Annotated in this window: 18 protein-coding genes; 4 read left to right on the top strand and 14 right to left on the bottom strand. The window is 41.3% G+C overall.

Annotation, left to right across the window (positions count from 1 at the left end):
* Positions 1-27: 27 nt before the first annotated feature.
* Positions 28-2,217, top strand: a complete 2,190-nt coding sequence (locus tag EWE74_RS05820) for a glutamine synthetase III family protein (protein ID WP_130140546.1) — start codon at positions 28-30, stop codon at positions 2,215-2,217.
* Positions 2,218-2,277: 60 nt separating this feature from the next.
* Here the strand turns inward: EWE74_RS05820 and EWE74_RS05825 are convergent, their stop codons facing one another.
* On the bottom strand, positions 2,278-3,291 hold the full coding sequence (locus EWE74_RS05825) for a DUF6807 domain-containing protein (protein ID WP_165384653.1): 1,014 nt from the start codon (positions 3,289-3,291) through the stop codon (positions 2,278-2,280).
* Positions 3,292-3,425: 134 nt separating this feature from the next.
* Here EWE74_RS05825 and EWE74_RS05830 point away from each other — a divergent pair, with 134 nt between their 5' ends.
* Genes EWE74_RS05830 through EWE74_RS05840 form a run of 3 tightly spaced genes read left to right on the top strand, consistent with a single transcriptional unit; the run spans position 3,426 to position 4,985 of the window.
* On the top strand, positions 3,426-3,989 hold the full coding sequence (locus EWE74_RS05830) for an NADPH-dependent FMN reductase (protein WP_130140548.1): 564 nt from the start codon (positions 3,426-3,428) through the stop codon (positions 3,987-3,989).
* A gap of 19 nt (positions 3,990-4,008) precedes the next feature.
* The gene (locus tag EWE74_RS05835) at positions 4,009-4,587 is read left to right on the top strand and encodes a DJ-1/PfpI family protein (protein WP_130140549.1); all 579 of its coding nucleotides are present in this window, start codon (positions 4,009-4,011) and stop codon (positions 4,585-4,587) included.
* Between the two features lie 17 nt (positions 4,588-4,604).
* The gene (locus EWE74_RS05840; protein WP_130140550.1) at positions 4,605-4,985 is read left to right on the top strand and encodes a hypothetical protein; all 381 of its coding nucleotides are present in this window, start codon (positions 4,605-4,607) and stop codon (positions 4,983-4,985) included.
* 129 nt (positions 4,986-5,114) lie between these two features.
* On the opposite strand, the gene EWE74_RS05845 is transcribed toward EWE74_RS05840, so the two are convergent.
* From EWE74_RS05845 to EWE74_RS05905, 13 genes are all read right to left on the bottom strand, one after another.
* Entirely contained in the window at positions 5,115-5,999 is an 885-nt protein-coding gene (locus EWE74_RS05845) for an AraC family transcriptional regulator (protein WP_130140551.1), read from the bottom strand.
* A gap of 42 nt (positions 6,000-6,041) precedes the next feature.
* Positions 6,042-7,670: an L-glutamate gamma-semialdehyde dehydrogenase gene (gene pruA / locus EWE74_RS05850; protein ID WP_130140552.1), complete on the bottom strand. Its 1,629-nt coding sequence runs from the start codon at positions 7,668-7,670 to the stop codon at positions 6,042-6,044.
* 131 nt (positions 7,671-7,801) lie between these two features.
* A complete protein-coding gene (locus tag EWE74_RS05855) occupies positions 7,802-8,332 on the bottom strand; it encodes a DUF962 domain-containing protein (RefSeq protein ID WP_130140553.1) in 531 nt (176 codons plus the stop codon).
* A 476-nt stretch (positions 8,333-8,808) separates the two neighbouring features.
* Complete coding sequence (locus EWE74_RS05860; protein WP_130140554.1) at positions 8,809-11,892, bottom strand: efflux RND transporter permease subunit; 3,084 nt, start codon at positions 11,890-11,892, stop codon at positions 8,809-8,811.
* A 3-nt stretch (positions 11,893-11,895) separates the two neighbouring features.
* Positions 11,896-12,993, bottom strand: coding sequence for an efflux RND transporter periplasmic adaptor subunit (locus EWE74_RS05865; protein WP_130140555.1), 1,098 nt, complete (start codon positions 12,991-12,993; stop codon positions 11,896-11,898).
* A gap of 6 nt (positions 12,994-12,999) precedes the next feature.
* Positions 13,000-14,250 (bottom strand): TolC family protein, encoded by a 1,251-nt coding sequence (locus EWE74_RS05870; RefSeq protein ID WP_130140556.1) that lies wholly within the window; start codon positions 14,248-14,250, stop codon positions 13,000-13,002.
* A 69-nt stretch (positions 14,251-14,319) separates the two neighbouring features.
* On the bottom strand, positions 14,320-15,654 hold the full coding sequence (locus EWE74_RS05875; protein WP_206365149.1) for a sensor histidine kinase: 1,335 nt from the start codon (positions 15,652-15,654) through the stop codon (positions 14,320-14,322).
* Positions 15,655-15,658: 4 nt separating this feature from the next.
* Positions 15,659-16,336 carry a response regulator transcription factor gene (locus tag EWE74_RS05880; RefSeq protein ID WP_130140557.1) on the bottom strand — a complete coding sequence of 226 codons (678 nt, stop codon included), beginning with the start codon at positions 16,334-16,336 and terminating at the stop codon, positions 15,659-15,661.
* 137 nt (positions 16,337-16,473) lie between these two features.
* Positions 16,474-17,850 carry an alpha-amylase family glycosyl hydrolase gene (locus EWE74_RS05885; RefSeq protein WP_165384654.1) on the bottom strand — a complete coding sequence of 459 codons (1,377 nt, stop codon included), beginning with the start codon at positions 17,848-17,850 and terminating at the stop codon, positions 16,474-16,476.
* Positions 17,851-17,932: 82 nt separating this feature from the next.
* A complete protein-coding gene (locus tag EWE74_RS05890) occupies positions 17,933-19,018 on the bottom strand; it encodes a SusE domain-containing protein (protein ID WP_130140559.1) in 1,086 nt (361 codons plus the stop codon).
* A gap of 12 nt (positions 19,019-19,030) precedes the next feature.
* Entirely contained in the window at positions 19,031-20,539 is a 1,509-nt protein-coding gene (locus EWE74_RS05895; protein ID WP_206365150.1) for a RagB/SusD family nutrient uptake outer membrane protein, read from the bottom strand.
* An 8-nt stretch (positions 20,540-20,547) separates the two neighbouring features.
* Positions 20,548-23,517 (bottom strand): SusC/RagA family TonB-linked outer membrane protein, encoded by a 2,970-nt coding sequence (locus EWE74_RS05900; RefSeq protein ID WP_130140561.1) that lies wholly within the window; start codon positions 23,515-23,517, stop codon positions 20,548-20,550.
* Positions 23,518-23,769: 252 nt separating this feature from the next.
* Entirely contained in the window at positions 23,770-25,389 is a 1,620-nt protein-coding gene (locus EWE74_RS05905; protein ID WP_130140562.1) for a DUF6377 domain-containing protein, read from the bottom strand.

Genomic DNA, 25,389 nt, shown 5'->3' on the forward strand with positions numbered 1-25,389 from the left:
CGAAACTATAAAAATAACATAAAAAAAATGTCAAGCCCAAGATTTAAAGCAGCAGAGTTAGCCATATCTCGTCCGATGGAAGATATGGAAAAAGTAGAATCATTAAAGGCAACTAGTATTTACGGAAAGAATGTATTTACTAATGCGAAGATGAAAGATTACCTCTCGAAAAGTACACACAAAGAACTTGTTCAGATTATCGACGAGGGTACAAAGATTTCAAGAGAACTCGCCGATCAGATTGCACAAGCAATGAAAACATGGGCTATTAGTAATGGAGCAACGCATTACACCCACTGGTTTCAACCGTTGACAGGAACTACAGCAGAAAAGCACGACGCTTTCTTTGAACCTGACGAGAATGGTGAAGCAATTGAAAAATTCACAGGCGATGCCCTTGCACAGCAAGAACCAGATGCGTCCTCATTTCCAAGTGGCGGTATCCGGAACACCTTTGAAGCACGTGGTTATACGGCTTGGGATCCTTCCTCTCCTGCTTTTATCTTTGAGACCGCAGCAGGCAAAACATTATGTATTCCAACCGTATTTGTATCTTATACAGGTGAGTCTTTAGATTATAAGGCACCACTATTAAAAGCAATAGAAGCAATTGATAAAGCTGCTACTGATGTGGTACAATATTTTGACAAGTCTGTAACGAAAGTAAACGCTTCGCTTGGTATCGAACAAGAATATTTTCTAGTAGACCTTTCTTTATTTCATGCACGTCCGGATCTTCAAATTGCCGGCCGTACCCTTTTCGGGCACATGTCTGCAAAAGGACAACAATTGGAAGACCATTATTTTGGCGCTATTCCAGAGCGCGTATTGGCGTATATGGTCGATTTGGAAAATGAAGCATTGAAACTTGGTATTCCATTGAAAACCCGCCATAATGAGGTTGCACCTTCACAATTCGAATGTGCTCCGATGTACGAGGAAATCAACTTAGCTATCGATCACAATCAATTGCTAATGAATTTGATGGAACAAGTAGCAGTACGTCATCACTTTAAAGTATTATTGCACGAAAAGCCATATAGCGGAATTAACGGATCAGGTAAACACAACAACTGGTCATTAATTACCAATACAGGTGTAAACCTACTTTCACCAGGCAAGACACCGAAAAACAATTTGATGTTCTTAACGTTTTTCGTGAATACGATTAAAGCCGTATATGAACACGCTGATTTGCTTCGCGCATCCATTGCCAGTCATAGTAATGATCATCGTTTAGGTGCAAACGAGGCTCCTCCGGCAATCATTTCTATTTTCCTAGGGTCTCAATTAGATGAAATCTTGGAAGAAGTAGAATCTGCTCGTGTCGCGAAAAAAGTGAAAAACGATGCGAACTTATGGCATGGTATTCCAAAAATTCCAGATTTGAAGCTGGACAATACAGACCGTAACCGTACGTCGCCTTTCGCCTTCACGGGTAATAAATTCGAATTCCGTGCGGTAGGGTCGTCTGCAAACTCTGCGTTGCCGATGATTGTACTCAATGCTATCGTTGCCAACCAACTTATCGAATTTAAAACAGAGGTAGACAAACAAATCAAAAAAGGCACGAAAAAAGACCTCGCATTGCTTAATGTTATCCGGAGATACATCAAAGAATCAAAAGCGATTCGTTTTGAAGGAAATGGATATAGCGAAGAATGGGCTATCGAAGCCGAGACACGTGGACTTTCAAACATCAAATCAACACCTAAGGCGTTAGATGTATATGTTAAAGAAGAAAATCTCGCTTTATTTGAAAAGTTAGGCATATATTCAAAACGGGAGTCAGAAGCACGACACGAGATTTTATTGGAAAATTTCTTTAAGAAACTTCAGATCGAAGCGCGTGTAATTGGCGAAGTGGTAACGAGCCAGATTGCTCCAGTATGCTTCATTTACCAAAATGAACTTATTGAGAATGTGAGAGGATTGAAAGATTTAGGTTTACCAAAAGAATCCTACAGCTCTCAAATTAATTTGGTAGAACGTATTTCTAAACACACCAACTTGATTTTAGAAAAAGCCGAGGAAATGCGCCAAGCAAGGAAACGCGCTAATACGATCGAAGATACACGTGAACTTGCTATTGCTTATGATGAAATTGTCAAGCCTTATTTTGACGAGATTCGTTATCATGTGAACAAATTGGAAAAAATCATTGATGACAATAAATGGCCTCTTCCAAAATTAAGAGAGCTTTTATTCTTAAGATAATACGACTAACTAACCTTCCAATAATAAAGGCGGCACTCAGCGAAAAACTGAGTGCCTTTTTTATTTTTTTTCTTCCGAAAAATCTTGCCAACTGTTTTCAATAAGTGCTGCATTTTGTTTACCATCAAACACGACCAATCTATAGTTAAGTGTATAGGTCTGACCTGGTTCCAAAAGCCAATCCCGGTCTTTTGTTGGCGAAAAATTGATGAATACATTACCTTTTCCGCCGTTGGCATTAGCATCCCAGATACGTAAGGGTTCGGGGTGATTAAAATTAGTAGGATGAGATAAAATAGCCATACCACCATATTGATTTTGTGACAGCTCTCCTTGTACCATACACCAGCGTGCTCGAGTACCATCAGTTTCCTCCCGCGTCTTACCTTCGGAAGTCAACACGCTACTATTGCTAGCATCCCAAGACGCTACTGCCCGCCATCCCAAGCCACCATATCGGTAGGTAAGCAACCGTAACGGACTGGAAGTAGCACAACGCATCTTAATGGTTATATCAATCCAATAATAGTCAGACTGCCCCTTCGGTAAGTGTACCTTAACCGTTTGCCATTCATGAAGTGCAACCTCTTCGCTTCCATTTTCTTTAAAGACCACATGGTCATGAAGTGCAGTATATTCCGCATCGTGTGCACTGACTTTGTTGTCCAGTAACCGCACGAAACGGACCGTTCCTTCCTTCTTATATAAATTCCAAAAATCAACCGTATCCCCTTCGAATATTGTTTGGGTCCAAGGATTCCAAATACCGTAGTGATGATAATGATCTTTCGGTTGTATCCGTGTGAGCTGCTGTCCTTTTAAAGTATAGACCGGATGGATAAAACCGCTGCGTTGATAGCTACTATCTTGTCCTCGCGGCGGGTATACCGTATTAAAATGGTAAGTAAGCAAAGGTTGGTCGTTCTTAAAGATGGTCAGCACACTGTCGATAACCAGTTGAAGGCTATCTGTTCGTTTATCATCTTTAGCATAACTAATATGCACAGGCCGCCCACATACGAGCATCATCAGCATACTAGCTGTATATATCCATAAACTTTTTCTATTTATCATTAGTTTTTGTCTCATAATCGAAATTTAAAAACAGTTTTTACAAACATACCTTTTTATGTAAACAATCTACATTCTTCTTACAAAGGGTTCTAAAAAATAATCGTTAAATTTATACCACAAAACAACTCAATTCTATGAACATTTTAGCATTCGCTGCAAGCAATAGCGCCCAGTCCATTAACAAGAAATTGGTAACGAGCGTTAGCAAATACTACAAAGAGTCTGATGACGTTATAGAGATATTGGATTTGAACGATTTTGATATGATACTTTTCTCGAAAGAACGAGAAAAAGAATTGGGTATTCCATCGTTGGCTTATACGTTCGCGGAGAAGATTGATCAGGCAGATTTTATTCTGATTTCTTTTGCCGAAAACAACGGCAACTATAATGTAGCATATAAAAATTTAATAGATTGGGTCTCTAGGATACCAAACCGAAAAATTTTCAAGAACAAACCAGTTTTTGTAATGGCTACGTCAAACGGAAAAAGAGGAGGGCAATCGGTATTAGAAATTGCTATCAACAGATTACCTTTTGATGGAGCAGAGGTATTGGAAAGCTATAGTCTCCCGGAGTTTTCGCAAAACTTCGAAGAAGGCAAAGGCGTTACGAACGTAATATTAAGAAGTCAACTAGAAGCTAAAGTCCGAAAAACGAAAAGGATATTAAAGCAAAAACTTGAACAAAATAATTAGATAACAAAAACACAATATTATGGCAAAGAAAGTATTATTATTAGTGGGCGACTATGTCGAAGATTACGAGGCTATGGTTCCTTTTCAGGCTATGGAATCGGTAGGAATAAAAGTCGATGCTATCGCACCCGACCGTAAAAGCGGTGATACCGTTCCAACCGCCATCCATGATTTTACCGGCGACCAAACCTATAAGGAATTGCGTGGACACAATTTTGCTATTAACAAAGATTTTGACAGTGTAAACGTGGAAGATTATGATGGTTTATATATTGCCGGTGGACGTTCGGCGGAATATATTCGGTTAAATGACCGCGTAATCGAAATCACGAAGCATTTCTTCGAACAAAATAAACCAGTAGCGGCAATTTGTCATGGTATTCAAGTATTGACGACTGCCCGCGTATTGGAAGGTAGAACTTTAACGGCGTATGTCGCCGTGGGGCCCGATATTGAATTGGCAGGCGGAACGTGGAAAAATATTCCGGCAGATCAAGCTGTTGTAGACGGAAACCTAGTTACTTCCCCAGCATGGCCCGGACATCAGGCTATTTTGAAAGAGTTCTATACATTACTGGGTGTTACGATAAATAGATAACGAGCCCGACAATACAGATGAAAGGAAAGAAAAAATTTTGGATAATTGCCGTCGGTTTAATTGTCCTATTGGGATACGGAATTTGGGAAGCTTATAACCAACCGTCCATTAAAGATTTACCAGGCGATTTTGAAGAAGTAGCATTCGTTCGAAACGAACAGAATAAAGGTGGCATTATGCGCGTTTATGCGGTGGCAGTGGGCGATATGGTAAATGCAAAATATGACGCCTGCGCTGATATGTTTCCCACAAATGATTACGGCAGTATAACGAAAATTTATTTTTTCGATAAATCAAAGCCGTTTCCCACCAATTTGACAATCGAACCACCCCATTATGATACAAATCAATATGAGGCGGTGATGATTCTTAAACGAACAGGATCTGAGAAAGAATAAGCTCCGATAAACCTTTTCTTTCAACTTTTGGGAAAGATTGAAAGAAAAGATTATTATTGCTTTGCTCCCTCGAATGTATAATGAATATCTACTTAACGTTGCTTATCGGTGATGACGTCAGTTGGTGAGTTATCTTTTTCGAGTGTGCGTCGCAATAAACTCTTTAGGAGAGACTTTCATGACATGCAGAAACACCCTGTTGAAATGAACCACCGTATTAAATCCACATTGATATGCCGTTTCCGCAATACTCTCCACTTTGTTATTGACAAGCAGCTGACAAGCACTTTCAATCCGTATCTCGTTTAGGAAAGAAACAAATGTTTTTTGGGTATGCTTTTTAAAAAACTTACAAAAAGCCGTTGGTGTTAAGTGGATGAGTGCCGAAATTTCTTCGATAGAGATATTTCTCTTATAATTTTCCAAGGCGTATTTAATTACCGTGTTAATACGGAGACCATCTGCATCTTGAAAATTCACTTTGCTCACACCCGAATACATCGATATAAAATGATCTTGATGGACCACTAAAGCTTTAAATATCTGGATAACCTTAATCAGTTTCGATGGACCACCATCCGTACCCAGCGGTAAAAACAATTCTTTCAACGGTTTAGCAAATTGCTCTGGCAAGAGTTTACTAGCATCTAGGTTATAAAAAAGTGATTTGATTGCCTGCATTTCCGTCATATCAAAAAACGGATCTAGTTTTTCCAACGAGAAAAAAAGATGAATAACATGTATTTGGGAAGGCGCGGTAATACGTTCATCTTTAAAAAACATATGCGGGTCATTCGGTTTCACCAGAAATATCTGGTTTTCCAAACAAGGACGTATCAAGTTCCCCAACATAAAAGCACCTCCACCCGCTGCTATATAGGTAATCTGAAATTCCCGATGGCGGTGGTAATATTCATAAAAATTGGTATCGGTGTTGTCCATGACGTAAAAAGCTTCGTCACCCCGTACAGGCACCGTGAATTCAATTGGTTTTCTATGATCGGGAGTCTTCATAATGAAACAGCCCGCGATTTAAATCGCGGGCTATAGTAATAATTAACCTAAGAACGGATAACGGTAATCCGTTTCCGGATGGAATGTTTCCTTGATAGTACGTGGAGAAACCCAACGCAATAAATTAATCATCGAACCCGCTTTGTCGTTTGTGCCCGAACCTCTTGCACCACCAAACGGTTGTTGGCCAACTACTGCTCCTGTACATTTATCATTGATATAAAAATTACCCGCCGCATTCCGCAACGCATAAGTAGCTTCATCAATTGCATAACGGCACTGGGAGATAATAGAGCCTGTCAACGCATAAATAGATGTTTTATCGACCAATTCCAATGTTTCTTCCCATTTATCATCTTCATAAACGTAAATTGTTAATACCGGACCGAATAACTCCTCACTCATCGTCTCGTAATCTGTCTTCTTAGCCAAGATAACGGTAGGATGGATAAAATAACCTTTTGATTTATCGTATTCGCCACCGATGACAACTTCCGCATCAGCGGAGTTTTTTGCACGATCTATATAAGACGTAATCTTATCAAATGCCTTTTCGTCAATAACAGCATTAATAAAATTACTGAAATCTTCGGTTCCTCCGATTTTAAATGATTGTATATCGTTCTCCATACGTGCACGAAGATCATTCCACAACGATTGGGGAATATAAGCACGCGAAGCCGCAGAACATTTTTGCCCTTGAAATTCAAACGCACCGCGAACCAATGCCGTATTTAATACTTCGACATCAGCCGATGGATGTGCTAAGATAAAATCTTTACCACCTGTTTCCCCAACGATACGCGGATAGGTTTTATAACGGTCGATATTCTCCCCTATCGTTTTCCAGATATTCTGGAAAACCCCTGTAGAACCAGTAAAGTGGATACCCGCAAAATCGGGATGTTTAAAGATAACATCACCCGCGTCCGGACCAGACACATATACTAAATTAATTACACCCGGAGGAAGCCCCGCTTCGATGAAGACCTCCATGATAACATTTGCAGAGTAGATCTGTGTATTTGACGGTTTCCATACCACAACATTTCCCATCATAGCCACACAAGAAGGCAGGTTACCGGCAATTGCCGTGAAGTTGAACGGTGTCAGCGCAAAAACAAATCCTTCCAACGGACGTTGTTCGACCCTATTCCAAACACCTTTTGCGTTCGCAGGAGGTTGTTGGCTATAGATTTCGGTCATATAGGCCACATTGAAACGCAAGAAATCTGCCAATTCGCAGGCAGAATCAATTTCAGCTTGATAAGCATTTTTAGACTGCCCCAACATCGTTGCTGCATTAATTTTATAGCGATATTTAGTAGATATCAATTCTGCAGCTTTTAAAAAAACAGCGGCACGTTGCTCCCAAGGCAGGTTTTCCCATTTCTCTTTTGCAGTCAGCGCAGCATGAATAGCATCTTCTACATGGCTTTTTGTACCCTCATGGTAGTATCCCAAAACATGTTGATGGTCGTGTGGAGGTGTTAACTTCGCCTTATTCCCAGTGCGCACTTCCTTTTCGCCGATATACATCGGAACATCTACCTCCTGTGCTCTCGCTTCCTTTATCGCTGTTTCTAACAAGGCTCTTTCCTTTGTACCAGGAGCATACGAATTAACGGGCTCATTAACTGGTGTAGGAACATTAAAAAATCCTTTTAACATAACTGTGCTCTTTTAAATTTGAGATAAAGTTACCTATTGTACAGTACCCCAAATTTACGGATTATGTTTTTATATAAACATATATTGACTTACAAATGATAAAATGAAAAAAATATTGGAAAAATACGTTGTTAATATTTTATTTTGAGTACAGTGAAGATTTTAGACCATAACCAAATCGGACCTACCGTCAGCAAGCGCCAAATCGCCGCAGGAGGAATTTCCGTAGGTTCTTTTTTCGCTTGAAAGGTAGCCCCCACGATGCCGATAACCGTAAGCACGGTGCATACCAGCCATACCGCAGGCCCACCATCACGTTCCACATATTCCAACTGAACAATACAGAAGCTCATCACCCCAATCGTGAAAAGCATAGCGTATGATAGTGTGGGCGCCAGCCGCAAATATAAATAGATAATAATGGCGATATAAAAAGAACCCCAGTTCAAGAAGGTATCCATATTCGTCCGCACCAAGAAGCCAAGTTTAGGAAACGGAATCATCCAGATCAACCCCATCACGCCAAAAAATGCCAACGCAATAAATACCGCATATACAATTTTATTGCGCGTTGCAAATTTTTGGTCCATTTCGTAGAAAATACGGTCTACCGATCTCTCAAATGTTGGTATTCCGGGCGTCTTTTTCTGTTTCTTATTCATGACCTCAAAGGTACTTCTTTTACTACTTTTTTCTTGATAAAAAAGTAGACAAAAAATCAAGACTTGTCTGTTTTTGCTATTTTTCTTTGTCTATTCCTAAACAAAATAAACTCACTTCGCTCAAACAGTATTTATTCATTAGCGTCTGCTTTTAATGGCATTCATGATTACTCTGTAATTTTTTTTTACGGAATAGCCTTTAGAAAAATGGTCGCAAAAAAAGACGATGTCATCTTATTTCGCATTACCGGAATCAACCAATGATCGCGATCATTTACGCATATGCACAGCCCCTCCTTAATCTTTAAGGTCGCATCCAAATGTTTTACAACTGCACCAATTCATCCTTAGTACTATCCCTAATGTAAAACATTTGAAGCGACGAGGTTTATGAACGTGTGTTTATTTTGGTGTTCATGAGCTCCCGTTGGTCGGTTTGGTTCTTTTTACGGGAAAAAGAACATATGAAGCTAAGGTCACTTCCTATTCATCCAATAAAAAACCACTGGCAGCACCGTAAAGCTCAAGAGCAGACAGATCAGCAAACCTCCTACAATCATAATAGCGAGTGGTTTTTGGATTTCTGATCCCATACCCGTCGACATGGCAGCCGGTAACAATCCCATCGAACCCATTAATGCAATCATAACCACCGGGCGTATCCGACTTTTGACGCCGGCATAAATAGCTGGTAAAAGCTCCATCCGCTGACGGAGGTTATCCCGTATGACGCCCAATAACACAATACCATCAATCGTAGCCACACCAAATAAAATAATAAAACCAATACCTGCTGAAATACCAAAGATAGTACCTGTGACCCATAACGAAACAAATCCACCAATAAATGCAAACGCCAACGTTAACGAAGACACCAAGGTGTCTTTGAGATTCCCAAAATTGAAATAGAGCAACAATAATATTAACGCGAGGCTCACCGGAACAACCAGCGATAGCTGCTTAGCTGCCCGCTCTTTACTTTCAAACTCACCTGCCCATTCCATATAATTTTCTTTAGGTAAAGATACTTCCTGTTCCACCACTTCTTTTGCTTCTGCAATCGTACTGCCCAAATCACGTCCGTCGATACTAAACCCAATACCGATATAACGGCTATTCCCTTCTCGGTAGATAAAAGCAGCTCCCGTCTCATAGCTAATCGTAGCGATCTCTTGCAGTGGGATGCCGCGACCACTACTGCTCGGAATTAAAATATTGCTGATCTTTTCGGGGGTATCGCGATAGTGCTCATCGAAACGTAGCACAATATCAAACTGCCTATCTCCTTCATAAAATTTCGTGGCAGCCTGTCCACCAATTGTCATGGCGACGACCGCTTGTACATCTGCCGTAAACAATCCATATTTTGCCATTTCTGAATCATGGAGCTGAATACGTAATTCCGGTAACCCGATATTTTTATAGACATTAATATCCGTAATACCTCGTACCTTTCCAATAGCAGACGCAACTTGGTCAGCATAATTTTCCAGATCGTACAAATCATCACCAAATATTTTGATAACCAACGAACTTTTCACGCCCGCTACAAATTCTTCCACATTGTCTTGTATCGGTTGACTAAAACCGAAGTTAATGCCGGGATAATGTGCAAGCTTTTCCCGCAATTCTCGTATGATATCATCCTTCTTCACATTCCTTTCCCATTGCTTCTCGTCTTTCAATTGCACATTAAACTCAATATTAAAGAAACCCGTTGGATCCGTTCCATCGTTTGGCCGTCCGGTTTGGGTCAATATAAAATCAATCTCCTCACACTCCTTTTCCATAATTTCTTTCATTTCTTTCGTTAGTCGAGTAGATTCACGAAGGTTAACGCTATTTGGTAACGTCGCACGTATATAGATCGCACCTTCATTTAGCTTCGGTAAAAATTCCGATCCGTAATGCAAAAATTTGAATAAACAAAGGATCAGAATCCCCAGAAAAACAGCAATAGTGGTCTTTTTATATCGAAAACTCATTTTAAACAATCCGAAAATGGTTCGCTGAAAAAATCGGGTCACTACATTTTCACGCTCTTCTATATGTTTCGTGAACAACAGTTTACACATCGCAGGGACATAGGTCAAACTCAAAATCAACGATCCTAATAAAGCATATGCCAACGTAAACGCTAGCGGTGTAAACATTTTCCCCTCTACTTTTTGAAAAGAAAAAATCGGAAGTAATGCAACAATCAGAATAACGAGAGCAAAAAAGATATAGGATGCGACACTTCCAGCACTTTTCTTAATCACGCCCAGTTTACTCATTTTAGCAAAACGCTCCGGCCCCACGCGATGCGATAAACCCGCCAAGGCGACGAATACGGTTTCTACAATCACTAATGTCCCCTCTAACAGCAAACCAAAATCCAAAGACCCCATCGAAATCAAGTTTGCTGGTAAACCTTGAATTTTCAACATAATGATTGCAAAAAGGAAAGACAAAGGGATAACGGAAGCTACAATAAAGGTTGATTTCCAGTTGTACAGAAAAATAAAAACAATTAAAGAAACCAGTAAAATACCTTCTATCAGATTGTGGGAGACTGTACGGACGGTGTTGTCGACCAAAAGCGTACGATCGATTACCGGTTCAATACGCACACCTTCCGGTAAGGTACGCTGATTCAGTTCTTCGATTTTGGTTTTCAGATGGGTAATAACCTCCGAAGGATTCTCGCCACGCAACATCACGACAATGCCCTGTACCAGATCATCCTCGTCTCCAAGCCCTACCTGTCCTAAACGTGGCTTGTGAGAAATAGCCACATCGGCTACATGTTTTATCAAAATCGGTGTCGCGCCGTTCAGCTTAATGGTGATATTACCAATATCTTCCAGCTTATCCAGTAACCCCACGCCACGCACTACATAAGCCTGATCGCCTTGTTCAATAACATCCCCTCCTACGTTGATATTCGATTTTGATACCGCTTCATACACATCTAAAGGCGATAAATCATAATTTTTCAGTTCCGCAGGATGAATCTTGATCTCATAAATTTTCTCTTCCCCTCCGAAACTGACAATATCCGCAACCCCGGGGACACTGAGCAATTCCCGTTCGATGACCCAGTCCTGTAAAGCGGTGATTTCTTTAATAGGCAAATCTCCTTTTATCACATAGCGAAAGATTTCACCTGTTGCCCCAGAGGGTGGCTCTATTTCCGCGTTTGCTCCGTCCGGTAAATCCACACCCGACAATTTACTGGACACATATTGCTGCGCATAGAAATCCTCTACCCCATCTTCAAATTGCACGGTGACAACGGATAACCCAAAAAGTGAAATAGATCGGATATTGGACTTATGCGGAATACTATTCAATTCCTTGGTAATGGGCAGTGTGATTAACTTTTCCATTTCCTCCGCACTACGTCCAGCCCATTGTGTGATGACACGCGCCCGCGTATTTGTTACATCGGGAAATGCCTCCACCGCTGTGTGACGCAGGGCATAAATACCCCCAAATAGCAAGATCATTACAGCAAATAGGACCAATGTTGTATGCTGCAACGAGAACGTAACGATGCTTTGTACTAACTTCTTCATGCTTTATTTATTCAACTGCTCAAAAATCAATAAGGCATTTGAGGCAATGACCTGCTCGTTTGGCTTTAGCTTTTCCTTTATAAATGTATATTCTTCGTTACGTCCAACGGTCGATATGGGTCTAATTTCCATGTCACAGCTATCCCGATATATCACAACATACTCTTTGTTATTGCTGAACACTTTCGCTGTGTTTGGAATCGCAAATGCTTTTCCTGCCTTATTTTGTAAATCAATGATAATATCTGCACTCAATCCCGGCATCAAATCCAAATGGGGATTGGCCAACACCACCCGAGCTTTGAGCACATGTTCGTTATCATCAAAGGCATTGTATATTTTATCTATTTTTCCAGCATAAAACTTATCCGGATAGGCTATCGTTCGGACTCTCACAGGATTACCCAATGCAACATGACGTAAATTACTGGCGTAGATATTCACCATCACCCATACCTCTTTCAAATTGGAAATCGAAAACAGTGGTGCACTGTCCTCGGTCACATTTTGACCTGGACTGATCGACTTTTGGATGATGTAACCATCTTTTGGGGCAAGAATATGAAAAGCATCTTTTCCGGCCGCTCTATATAGTGACAGACTTTCCGTTACCCGGTCGAATTCTATCCGAGCACTCTCCAATTCGTGTTCAGCGGCAAGGACATCAGGCGCCGCCAACAGTCCGTCCGCAGCAAGTTCCTTTTTACTTTTAACTTGCTTTTCCAACAGACTAATTTGATTTTGTTGGTAGCGCTGTTGCTGATAAAGTTCCTGAATCTGTGTGGATTTTATCGTTGCTAATATTTGTCCCTTATGCACTTGGTCACCCAACTCAAAGTCTACCTGTTCTACCACACCGGACAGCAGGCTACGAAACGCCACCAGATCATTTTCATTGTATTCTATCTTTCCCGACAAAGTCAACTGTTCTGTAACCGCACGTTCTTTTACAGCAATAATCTCCGTCGATTCGCGTAATCCTTCATGCAGACAAAACGCTGCTGGTTTTGTCGTTTCTGATTGTTTTTCTTCTGCTTTCGGGGAGCAGGAGACAAATGCACAACATATCCCAATGATATGTCCGTAAATTATTTTCCGCATAACTTCTTAAAAATCTTTACCGATTAGATATTGGAGCTCCTCAAACGTGTTATTGTAATTTTGCCACAACTCCAAAAATGACTGTCTTGCCTCTCGATGAGACTGTACATAGTCTATAAATTCCAGCAACGTGACCCGACGATTTTCGAGGTGTTGCCGATAGCTTTCTACCATGGTATCTTGTTCGCCTTCCATTTCACTTGACCATTGATTTAACACGTTCTCGTATTTTAAAAGTTGGTTTTTATAGCGCAGTACGGTTTGTTCCAACTCCCATTGCAGCGCCGTATACGTAAGCTGCTCTTGGTCTATCTGCTGTTTGGCTTTCTGTATATTTCCTTTGTTCCTATTAAAAACGGGCAAATCCATCTGTATCCCCAAACCAATGAAATCCTGCATAATATTTCCACCACGATCATATCCCAATTGCAGTGTTACATCCGGTGTTGTTTGGGCCTTCTCCAGTTCCAATTGCTGTTTCGCCATTTCGATTGCCGTCGACTGTTTCTTCATCCCAATATTTTGATTGACTATCAAACTGGTCATATCTTTGGGCACCAGCAACGTGCGGCTTACAAATGATTCCTCTACCAATAGCTTCTCTATTTCCAAGTCATTTATTCCCGTAATGACCCGCAAAGTGGATAGACTTGATTCGACATCTGCCGCTAGCTCCGCCAAATCTTTTTGTATGCGCAACAATTCATTATGTATCCGATTATAGTCTGCTTTGGACACATTTTCCTGCTGGGTCTGTCGTTGGTATTGTTTTTCCAGTTGCGCAAACAGCTTCACTATTCCGATGAGTTGGGTTTGGCTATATTTTAGGGATGCCAAATGATGGAAATGCTGGCGAAGCTCCTTTTTTAGTTCACGGACGAGTTCTTCAAAATCATAGACCGCTAAACGATGTTCCAACCGTTTGATTGCGACCCGTTTCTTTCGTTTTCCCGCCGTTTCAATCAACTGCTCCAACTCTACGGAAACCTGCTGGGTTTTGCCGTACCGTCCAAAAAGAGGCGATAACGTTTCGCTACCCGCATTTGCCCAAAGATTTACTTCGCTGACTGCTAAACTCGGGTTTTCCCATACTTTTTCCTGTACAACCTCCGCTTCTGCTTTGCTGACTTCAAACTTGGCTGCCAATAACAGGTAATTTTCCTTCAGAAAACTCGCTTCCAGCTGTGAAAGACTATAAAATTGTGCGTGGCTAAACGATACCACGAAAAAGAATAGAATAACTGTATAAAATTTCACCTCAAATCTATTTCCGACAAAGTTATGCGGGCAGTATTAAGGTAAACTTTAAGATAGATTAGAGTTTGATTAGAAATACAATTGGACGGTTGTACCTTTCTCTTTTGATATAATATGCATTTCTATGTGATGCAACGAAAAAATAATATTCGCCATCGACAAGCCTATGCCTTTTCCTTGATATTTTCGTGCATTGTTAGCACGATAAAAATTCTGTCGGATATACTGCATATCATTTTCAGGTATACCGATTCCCTGATCGATAATCGCTATCACCAGTTTCCCCGCTTGGTCTTGAAAAAGAACGCGGACCATTTGGTTATCCGAATATTTAATAGCATTCTCCAATATATTTCCAAAAGCAAGTTCCAACAATTTATCGTTTGCTTCCACGGTTAGCAAGCTACTATTTTTCACTTGGATATCCACGTCGATACGCGCGTCATGATAAAGTACCATATTCTCAATCACCTGCCACATCACCTCGTCCACACGGATGGGTTTTAATTCAAAGTTCGTCTTTGCTCCAGAAAGTAACATCATTTGCTCAAGCGTGTCCTGTAAATCTAACGTATACTGTTCAAGCTGTGCGATAGCGCTCTTATATTCTTCGGCAGAACGCGGCTTGCTCTCAGTTACTTCCAGTGTACCCAATAATGCTGTTATGGGTGTGCGTAATTCGTGTGATACATAATCAATAAAGTTCTTCTGTACATGGAATGTCTCCGCAATACGTTTTACGAAATGATTATACGTATTCACTAGATCTTCAATTTCGGCATAGGTCTTCGTTAGCGACAATGGTTTATTAAAATTTTTACTATCCCGTTCCCGAATTTGATCTATAATTTTCATAATGGGCTGATAAGCAATATGACTTAAATACCTGGAAAATAGAAAAATAAATGCTATACCAGATAAGAAAACGGCGATAAGGATATGAAAGAGGGAGAGCATCTGCGCGTTGAATGCGTCTTTCGGTTCGCGGGTGACGACAACAAAGTCACCTTGGTTATCCCGGTAAAAGATTCCGTTGTAAAAAAAAGATTCGCTTTTAAAAAAACCATTTTCAGCACGGCGTACCTCCGCTAAAAAATCGGGAGAAATCTGTTCAGTCGTAGACATATCCCCGTTAAATACACGACCCGTACTATCAAATATCGCGATATTCCGTCTGGAGATCGTTCGGTGCAATTGGCTTTTTACGTTAGCATGTTCCAGAAACGAGAGCTCATCTTGTTCCAAATAATAAATTGCTGCCAATAGCGATTTGCTTTCCAGTGATTGACGTTCTTTCCGTTCCATCTGTGCATAGTAGGAAAAGTAGATCACGACCGAAAAAAACAGCATGATAACACCAAATATTACAACAGCATATAGGGATAACCTGTGTCTTAGCTTCATACCGCTACCCTTTAAACATATAACCTACACCTTTCACCGTGAAGATGTATTTCTCATCCTGTTTTTCGATTTTGCTTCGTAGATAGGAAATATACACATCGACTACATTTGTATGGTTATCAAACGTAATTCCCCACACCGCATTTAATATCTGTACCCTGGTGACGGTTTTGCCTATATTCTCCACCAGATAGATCAGCAATTTATATTCTCGAGGAGACAGCTCTATAGGCTCCCCTGCCCATGTCACTTTATATTGCTCCCGATTGATGTGTAATTGACCAAATTGTAGCTCGGATTTGGGTGTCTCCAATTGCTCATATTGCCGTCTACGTGTAAGCGCCCGGATACGGGAGATCAGTTCATCAAAATGAAAAGGTTTCGTTAGATAATCATCAGCACCATAATCCAATGCCGATATTTTGTCCTGCACGCTGTTCAATGCACTTAACATCAAGATAGGCGTATAAACTTTTTTGTAACGCAAGGCCTGCAAAAGCTGTACGCCATCCATATCCGCCAACATAATATCCAAAATGATCAGATCCCACTCGATATTGATGTATTGCTTCAGTACATCTTCTGCATTTTTACATAACGTAACCAGATAACCACATTCCTCCAATCCCTTTACCAAAAAATTACTGATTCGATTATCGTCTTCTACTACAAGAATTTGCATAAACTGATATTTACCCAAAAATAAGGAATTTGCATAAAGAAGTCTTAAAAGGATGTCTTTTCTAATCTATCTTTAATATAAATTAGGGGACGCACCCGCAGATACGTCCCCTAAAAAATTTATTTCCGGCTTAAAAATTATTTGTTCTTTAGGACAAGATAGGAATAAGGTGCTAAATCAACCGTACTATTCATCACATAATCCCTTTGATCAAAAGCATCTCGCCACGACTGCTGTAATAACGATTGATCGACTTCATAACTGACCGATTGGTTTCTGACATTCACGAGCACCACAACCTCTTCTGTTCCGGACGTTTTCTTAAATGCCACAATATCCTGATGATTGTTATAATGTTGTATGTCTCCGTTTTTAATGGCCTCATTATCTTTTCTCACCCTTATTACCTTCTTGTATTCTGCGGCTATTTCAGGGTTTATCGACCAGTCTATCGGGGTTTTGTCGAAAAAAGAAAGCATTATCGGACAACCTACTTCTTGTCCGTTATAGATCATCGGCACACCACCCATGTAACTGGTCAATAAAAATGCCGCCATGGAACCTTGCTTTCCGTTAAAAATATGGATAGGCGTATTATCCCAGGCGTTGTCATCGTGGTTTGAGGTAAAGCGCAATACATGATTACCCGGTGACATGCCATTGTAATCCTTTGTATGTGCTTCAGCCAATTTAGACGCTGGTTGGTTATCGTTATAGATGTCTTTTAAGGTATGGTAAAAGTTCCATCCGAAGTTCAACTGGAAACCAGAATCGAACAGATCATTTCTTACCCCTTCGGCAAACATAATGATTTTTCGGTTCGGGATATTGTTTAAAGAATCAATAGCCTCCGTCCAGAAATCAGCAGGTACACCATCGGTATGATCACAGCGGTAGCCATCTACATTTGCCGCCAAAATCCAGTATTTCATCGCCGCAATCATTTCTTTTCGCATGTTCTGGTTGTCATAATTGAGTTTGGCAACATCGTCCCAACCATCCGGACTCACAATCTCTCCGTTAGCATTTTGCTGATACCAAGATTTTGTCTGTATCCAGGGATGATCCCAGGCGGTATGGTTCGCCACCCAATCCAGCATCACGCTCATCTCCCGTTTATGTGCCTCTTTCACCAAGATCCTTAAATCCTCCAGATTGCCAAATTCGGTATTTACAGCTTTATAGTCTTTGATACAATAAGGAGATCCTACGCTATTTAAGCTTCCGATGGGGTAGATTGGCATGAGCCAAATAACATTTACCCCCAGATCCTTAATCTCATCCAACCTATTCTGCACACCTTTTAAATTTCCTTCTTGGCTAAAGGCCCGCAGGTTTACCTCATACATAATGATATCCGACGTATTGGGTACTTTATCAAACGGGACATCGTATTGATCTGGGTCGGTGCTGACTTCCGGCTGAATAACCTGTTTTAATTTCGGGTTGTACTTTTTGCAACCGTATATCGGCAACGCTACAATGAGTAGAAATAATAAAGCTGGTATTTTCATAAAAAATGATCTCGTATTTAACATTTGTAATCGGGATAATCTATATAAACGTAACATGGTTTAAAATTTTATGTTCTATGTATTAATTCGTTCTCAATCGGTAATTAAAATTACCCGGCTCGCTCAAATCCAAGGTGATAGTATAATTTCCAGTACTTGGAACGGTGATATTCTGAACCGCTTCGTCATACGGAAATGCCGGATGGTTTGCATTCGCCAGTTTTCCGTCTTTTATTCCGAAATCCAGACTCCAGGCATTGTTCGCTCTGAATTTAAACGAACCTTCCGCTTTCATATCCGCGGTCACGGTCCATAGGTTCGTTATCGGATCGTACACTAAAGGCGTATCGCTGTCCCAACCTCCCGGAGTGGCATCGCCTAGTATTCCCCACTCCACTTTAGTAAATACGTAGGTCATCGTATTCAGATTCACGGTAATGTTGTATACACCATTCTCCTGAACTTTAAAGTTGGAACAGGCGCAATTGGCGACAATAACCGTATTGTTTCCACCATCTCCATACGACTGCGAATCCCATTCTTTTTCCGTATACAATTTGAATTCGTTGGTTGTCCCGGTGATGTGGATATAGCCTTCGTATATACCATCCGTTCTAAACGACGATATTTTCACTGCATTGCCGATATCCCATCCTTGAAAGTCGCCGGCAATCCAAAGAGAAGGAAAATCGGCAATCACCTTATAAGGCACAAGAGACCAGGTAATGGCACTGGAATATACTTCCCGGTCCATGTAGGCTTTGACCCGAACGACAACAGTGTTTTGCGCATTGGGTGTCAGCTCTAACCCCGTTGCAATCTCATTTAGCTCTTTTCCGGTAAAAGTTCTGGTCAAAACATCGTCTCCAACCTGCACATTATATACGTTTTCCCAGAGCAGGCCACTTAATGTGTCGGCAGGTGTGGCAAACTGTAGGGTATAGGTCACGGGGGCAGATATTGGATATTTTACCTCACCCCAGTCAAAAGTGACCAGCTGGCTCTCCTCGTTGTCTTCGTTCAGAACAATATCCGTCGCTGAGGCAGTAAAGGAAGCTTTCGGAAAAATCACTTCTTCCATAACCGTTAAAACAGGTTCTTTTTTACAGGCAGACAGGAGGACGATCCATGCCACAAAACCTATAATTCTATTGATATGCTTGTTCATCTGTATACTATTTTAATTGTATTCTGGATTTTGTGTCAGTAAAGGATTGGCATTTAATGCGGCGGTCGGAATCGGAAACAGCAAACGATAAGATTGTGCTGCCTTTACAAGACCACGGGGCAATAAAAAGGTTCCGAAGCGAATCATATCTTGCCTTCTATGTCCTTCCCATGCCAGTTCAAACCCTCGTTCGTTGTAAATATCTTCCAACGTGGGAGCAGCCGACAAAGCCTGTAATCCGGCTCTTTGCCGAACCTCATCGACAAATGGCTTTCCGGCTCCGGCATTATTCATCCGGACATGGCATTCTGCTTTCATCAATAAAATATCGGCATAACGATAGATCGGAAAATCATTGGATGCACCTCCGCTGTTGGCGGGTGCTGCCGGAAAAAACTTTTGGCTTCTGGCACCATCGTTTGGATTTGCGCCTGGATTATCGATATTGTTTAATTCGACAGAATAGATGGTAAAACCGGCCGGCCTCGGACCGAAAGGACTTGCGCCATATCGGAATTGTCTTTTACGGATGTCGTTATCATTAAATTTATCCAAAAAGTCTTTTGGAACGACGCTGCCGTTCCAACCGCTGTAACCAAATAATGCAGAAGCATCTGAACCACCTAAACTTCTGACCGTGAAAATATTCCTTCCCACAACATCCACCCGGGTATAGATTGCCAATATCGTTTCGTCATCCGGTAAAACATCACCGAACAGCTCAAAATATTTGTAGCCGAGGGGGTGCGAATTGTCTGCCGCACCCGAGTGCAAGCTGAAACCACCCTCGCTCACCTTATTACAGGCGTCCAGACACTCTTGCCATCGGGGCGTGCCGGTGTATACTTCCGCGTTTAAGTAGAGTTTAGCCAATAACGCATACCCTGCCCACTTATTAAACCGTCCGTAGTACACTCCACCTTTTGCTGAAGATAGCAGTTCTACGTTTTCGTTGATTTCTTTGACGATGAAGTCGAATATAACGGCCCTTTTCTCCTGTGGTATTTTATCCACTGTTACATTGTTATCCGTGAAGAAAGGAACATCGCCAAAATCATCAATCAACAGGTAATAGAAAAATGCCCGGAGGACTTTCGCCTCGGCGATTTTAGATGGATCTGCATTAGCCGTTTCCAACTGCGCGACAGCCAAATTTGCATTGAATACGGATTTGTACAGCCAGTTCCACGTGTTGTTGATAAAACCATCCGTTGGTAACCATTGCCGAAGATAGAGACGGGCAAAATCCAGCTCCCAGTCGCCCGTATTCCGATGCGGAATCACCTGCTCGTCCGTAGACATGCTGTTCAGATCATACCAGCCCCGATCTGCTCCGGCGTAGCCCACACCATCCCAGTTGCCCGGAATCTGTGCATAAACAGCCGCTAGAGCCACATCGGATCCTTCTTTAGAATTATAAAAATCTTCAGACGTGTACTTATCGTAAATATTTTCATCAAGTTTTGTACAGCCTTGTAATAAAACGACCGCAAAACATAGGGATATCAATTTATTTATCATGATTATCATTATTTAAGGTTAATATGAAGACCAACAGCGATGCTTCTTAAACGAGGGTACATACCGCCGTCCGATCCGAAGCCATTTCCACCGCCAACGTTCAATTCCGGATCGATTCCCGAGTAGCTGGTCAATACAGCCAGATTATTGCCCGTTAAAGAGACACGTAGCGAACTGATGCACCTAATACGCTCTACATCAAAACGATAGCCCAGTGTCAAATTTTCAAAACGAAGGAAGTCACCCGGCTCTAACCAGAGATCAGAGCCATATTCGGTTGTATATAAACCCAACGGAACGGCATTCTCCAATAAATTAGATTTACCGATATTCTCAAAAAAACTGAGGTTCTGACGCAGTGTATTGTAAATTTTATTACCTCCAGATCCTCTCCAAACCATTGCCGCATCGAAGTTTTTATAGCGAAAAGACGGTGTAAATCCATAGGTGTAGGTCGGCAAAGCACCACCGGCATAATATCTGTCCGGGCTTCTGGCACCTTGGTCGATGATGCCGTTTCCATCCCTGTCTATTACTGTTTCTTTATTATTTTCATCTTTCCCTAAGTTCTCCAGCATATAAAAAGACCCTATCGGTTTGCCTTCCACCAGATAAGAGTTGGTTCCCCAGCCTACAAAATCGGTATTCAACGGCACACCGTCTATCTGGCCACTCAGCTTTAACACCCGATTACGCAATGACGCTCCATTTGCAGCCAAGGTTAAGGTAGTATTGCTGTTATCGATTAATTTATAGCTTAGGGAAGCTTCCAGACCTTTATTCAACATCGAACCTACATTCGCTACAATATTTCCAAAAGGATAAGGTGGCTGCGGAACGGTATAGTTGAATAGTAAGTTCTTCGTAGTAGCCGTATAGGCATCTATTGTTCCACGCAGTCTGCTGTCCAACACGGCGAAATCCAATCCGATATTGAGCTGGTATTTCGTTTCCCACCGCAAGTCCTTATTTCCATTTTGGGATATGGCATAATTGGTAATCTGCTCGCCGCCAAAATACGTCTGCCCGGCGTACCCCACTAATTGAAGTGCGTTCTGCGGGTATAAACCCTGTTGATTCCCGGTCACACCATAGCCCGCACGCAGTTTCAAATCATTAAATATATTTTGTCCTTGCATAAACGGTTCTTGATCTATTCTCCAAGCTAAAGATACCGAAGGAAAATTCCCCCATTTATGGTTATCGCCGAAGACGGTTGAACCATCTCTTCGGAAGCTCGCCGTCAAGAGATACCTGTCCATATAGCCATAATTAACCCGAGCCAAAAAGGAAACCAGTGCGCGGTCATTTTTATAAGACGAAAAATCACCGGGCTGCACTCGCGTTAAATCACCGAGCTGTAAGGCATGATAACGTGTGATGTCGTTGATAAAGCCTTTTGCCTGCGCAAAGTTTCCATAATACAGCTGGCTCTGCCATTCATAAAGGCCCAGAACATCTAAGCTGTGATTATCAAATACGCTTTTATAATTTAAACTCAAATTCAGCAACTTCTCATCCTGCCTGTTGTTGTTGATATTCGCAATTCCCTGGTTATCTATTGCGGACGGCATTGTCGATGCAGCCGGCAAGTAATACCCCCAGTTATTGTCTACCCGTCTCCAGCTCCCGAAAATACCGGCGATTAAACCTTTGGTCAGCTCTAAGTCGGCCTTCACCGTTCCGAATAAGTTGTTATTGCTTCCCTCGTTGACGACTGTTTGCGAAAGTGCATAAGGGTTGATATACTGAAAGACATTTCCATCTGTGTAATAAGAGCCATCCGTATTAAGTACTGGATCGGTTGGTCGCATCAGATAGGCATTCGTAATCAGGTTGGCGGTGAATGCCGGACGGTAGACCCCATTCGGACTCCCCTCTGTATTTCGGACGCTACCGTTGAGGTTAAATGCAATCGACAATTTATCGTCAAAAGCCTTTTGCGTTGCTTGGATTCTTCCGATATAATTCTGGAAATTCGATCGTAGCACGACGCCATCTTGCGAAATAAAATTTAGCGATGCCCGGTAATTAAAATTCCTCTCATTGCCACCCAACGACAAGGTATGATTTTGTATGGTTCCATTTTTTGTTAAAATATCATACCAGTCTGTGCGGGATCCGTGGTTTGCCGATGCCGGTACGCCGTAAATCTGTGCCTGCTCCCACCATTGGTCTGCGTCCAGCATGTCCAGTTTTCGGGAAATCGCGTCAACAGAAGACACCGCATTGTATTCTAGCGTTGTTGTTCCGGCACGATTTGTTTTCGTCGTGACAATGATAACGCCGGGTGCACCTCTTGAACCGTAAATTGCGGTAGCCGACGCATCTTTCAATATATCAACAGATTCTATTTCTGACGGAGGCAACTGGTTCAATAAATCCATATTTCCTTGAACACCATCGATTACGACCAGCGGATCGTTTCCACCGATCAACGAACTAATTCCTCTAATCCGGACATTGGGTGCTGATCCTGGCTCGCCACCTACTTGGTTCACATGAACACCTGCTGCTTTACCCGAAATTTGTTGCAACGGATTGGTGATAGGTCCCTGGTTTAGATCCTCACTGGAGATAGTCGCTACTGCGCCAGTTACATCCCTCCGTTTCTGCGTCCCATACCCCACGACAACGACCTGTTCCAACCCTGTAGCAATGGGTTCCATTTTAAAGTCTACTATTAACTGCCCTCCGTCTTGCACTAAAATATCTCTCGTTATTTCCTGATAGCCTATAGACGAGATACGGACGATATAAGTCCCATAAGGAACGCTATTAAAACGGTAACGCCCATCAGAACCGGTAGCAGTTTTCTGTGATGTATTACCCTGTAAACTTACTACTGTACCAGCTAACGGTTGATTGGTTTCATCGGTTATTTTGCCACCCATGCTGGAAGTCTGTGCAAAAGACAACACGTACGACAAAATGAAGCAAGCCGAAATCATGTACTTTAGAAAATGTAACTTTCTCATTTTTTTAATTAATTGATTAAAGTGGTTTATAGTAGCGATAGCCAAATTTGAAATAAGGGGCTATTACATTTTCAAAGAAACGCTCAGATAATTTGAAAAACAAGTGGATATAGCCTCAATATAGATTTTGAAAAGGATACAAAACAAAAAACACACTGATTATCAATCAAATAACCAATATATCTACTGGATCGAATATCGAAATTTAGATCGTCATATCATCGTATATCGAAGCCTTAATAGGGCTATTTTTTAGGCTTCTCCTTCGATCTCCATTATTTTACGTTCAAATTCTTCTTTTGGAACAATGGATTTATTTTTAATTCTTGTCTTGTACGCGTAAATAGTATTGACAGAAAAATTCAAGATTTTGGCAATCTTGTCGTTATCCTGGATGCCTAGCCGAATGAGCGCAAAAATACGTAATTCGGGGTTTAGAATCTGCCCTTCGATTAACACAATTTTGTCTTTATCAGCAAAGAGCTCGTTGAATTTTGTGACGAAATTTGGAAACAATTTGATGAACACCCTATCAAAACCGACCGCCAGATCTTCCCGCTCTTTCTTTAAATCAATACGATCCACCATTTGTTCGATACTATCATACATCTTGGCAGTAAGCCGTTGGGATAAGGATTTTTTGAAGTGTTCGATTTTACCGATGTACTCGGAGTTGACATTAAAATAATAACCAATATATTCATCTTTGATTTTATTGGCTTCTCGGATAGCTTTATTGACATCTGTGAGTTCCCCATTGATTTCTTTCAACGTTTTATTCATCGATGTTAAAGATGTTTGAGCCACTTTCAACTTTCTATTCTGCCGGATAACGACCACGATGAATAAGATAATGATCAGCACGAGTAGTGTAACCGCCGTAGCGTACTTAAAAATCACGCTTCTTTGCTGTTCGACCAATGCCAGTTGTTTGCTACCGATCACAGGTAACAGATTTCCAACGGCAAACTGCCTTTGCCGGGCATTGTAAAACTCCGCATCTGCCATAGCTTCCCGGATATATTGGTAAGCTCTCTTGTTATCGCCTACTTTGAACAATATATCTGCCAGTCTAAACATCGCGGTATTTTCTTTCATAGCCGATTTGATGTCCGCAATAGCAGCTTTTATCAGTAGTTCCAAAGATTTGTCCTGTTCATTTTTCCAGTCGTAGAGGTAGCTAAGCGAACTAGCGACAACGGCATATTGGTTATCCGTAAGTTGGTGATCGTTGATCAATACCGAATAATCCGCAATGGCTTCATCCGCTTTGCCCATTCTTAAATTTTTAAGTCCGGAGATAAAATAATAGGCATATGATTTTTCCGGTGCAAAATGGATAGCAGAATCGGCAAACTGATGTCCTAGCGTCACGTATTTACTGCAGTACATATCGTTTCCGATAAAATCACACAGATCGTAGTAATATCTTGATTTTAACGTATAATAACGCACTACATCACCTTCGGTTAATCGGGAAACATCGATATCATCGATAATTTCCTGTGTTTCCTTAAACATTCCTGCCGATAGGAGGATGAAAGCTTGATTGAGCTTTGCACCTTCTATTTTAACGGGTTCTTTACTCCATAGCGCGTGTTCCTGAATGATACTAGCGTAGGTAAAAGCCGAATCGAAATTGATTCCTTTATATTCTTCAAAGATCTGACTGTAAAGATGATAACGATCTAATTCGGATGGTGGATTTCTCAGCTTCCGCGTTAAACCTTCAATGGCTTTTAACCGTTGTTCCGTATAATACGATTTCTTGGTTAACTCCTGATCCAGTACCGAAAACAAACTATCGATATTTGCATACAGCGAAGAGCAAAGTATGACTAACGATATAGCAGCAATAAAAGATTTTAACAT

It is taken from the genome of Sphingobacterium corticibacterium (genome assembly GCF_004208525.1).
GTDB lineage: Bacteria > Bacteroidota > Bacteroidia > Sphingobacteriales > Sphingobacteriaceae > Sphingobacterium > Sphingobacterium corticibacterium.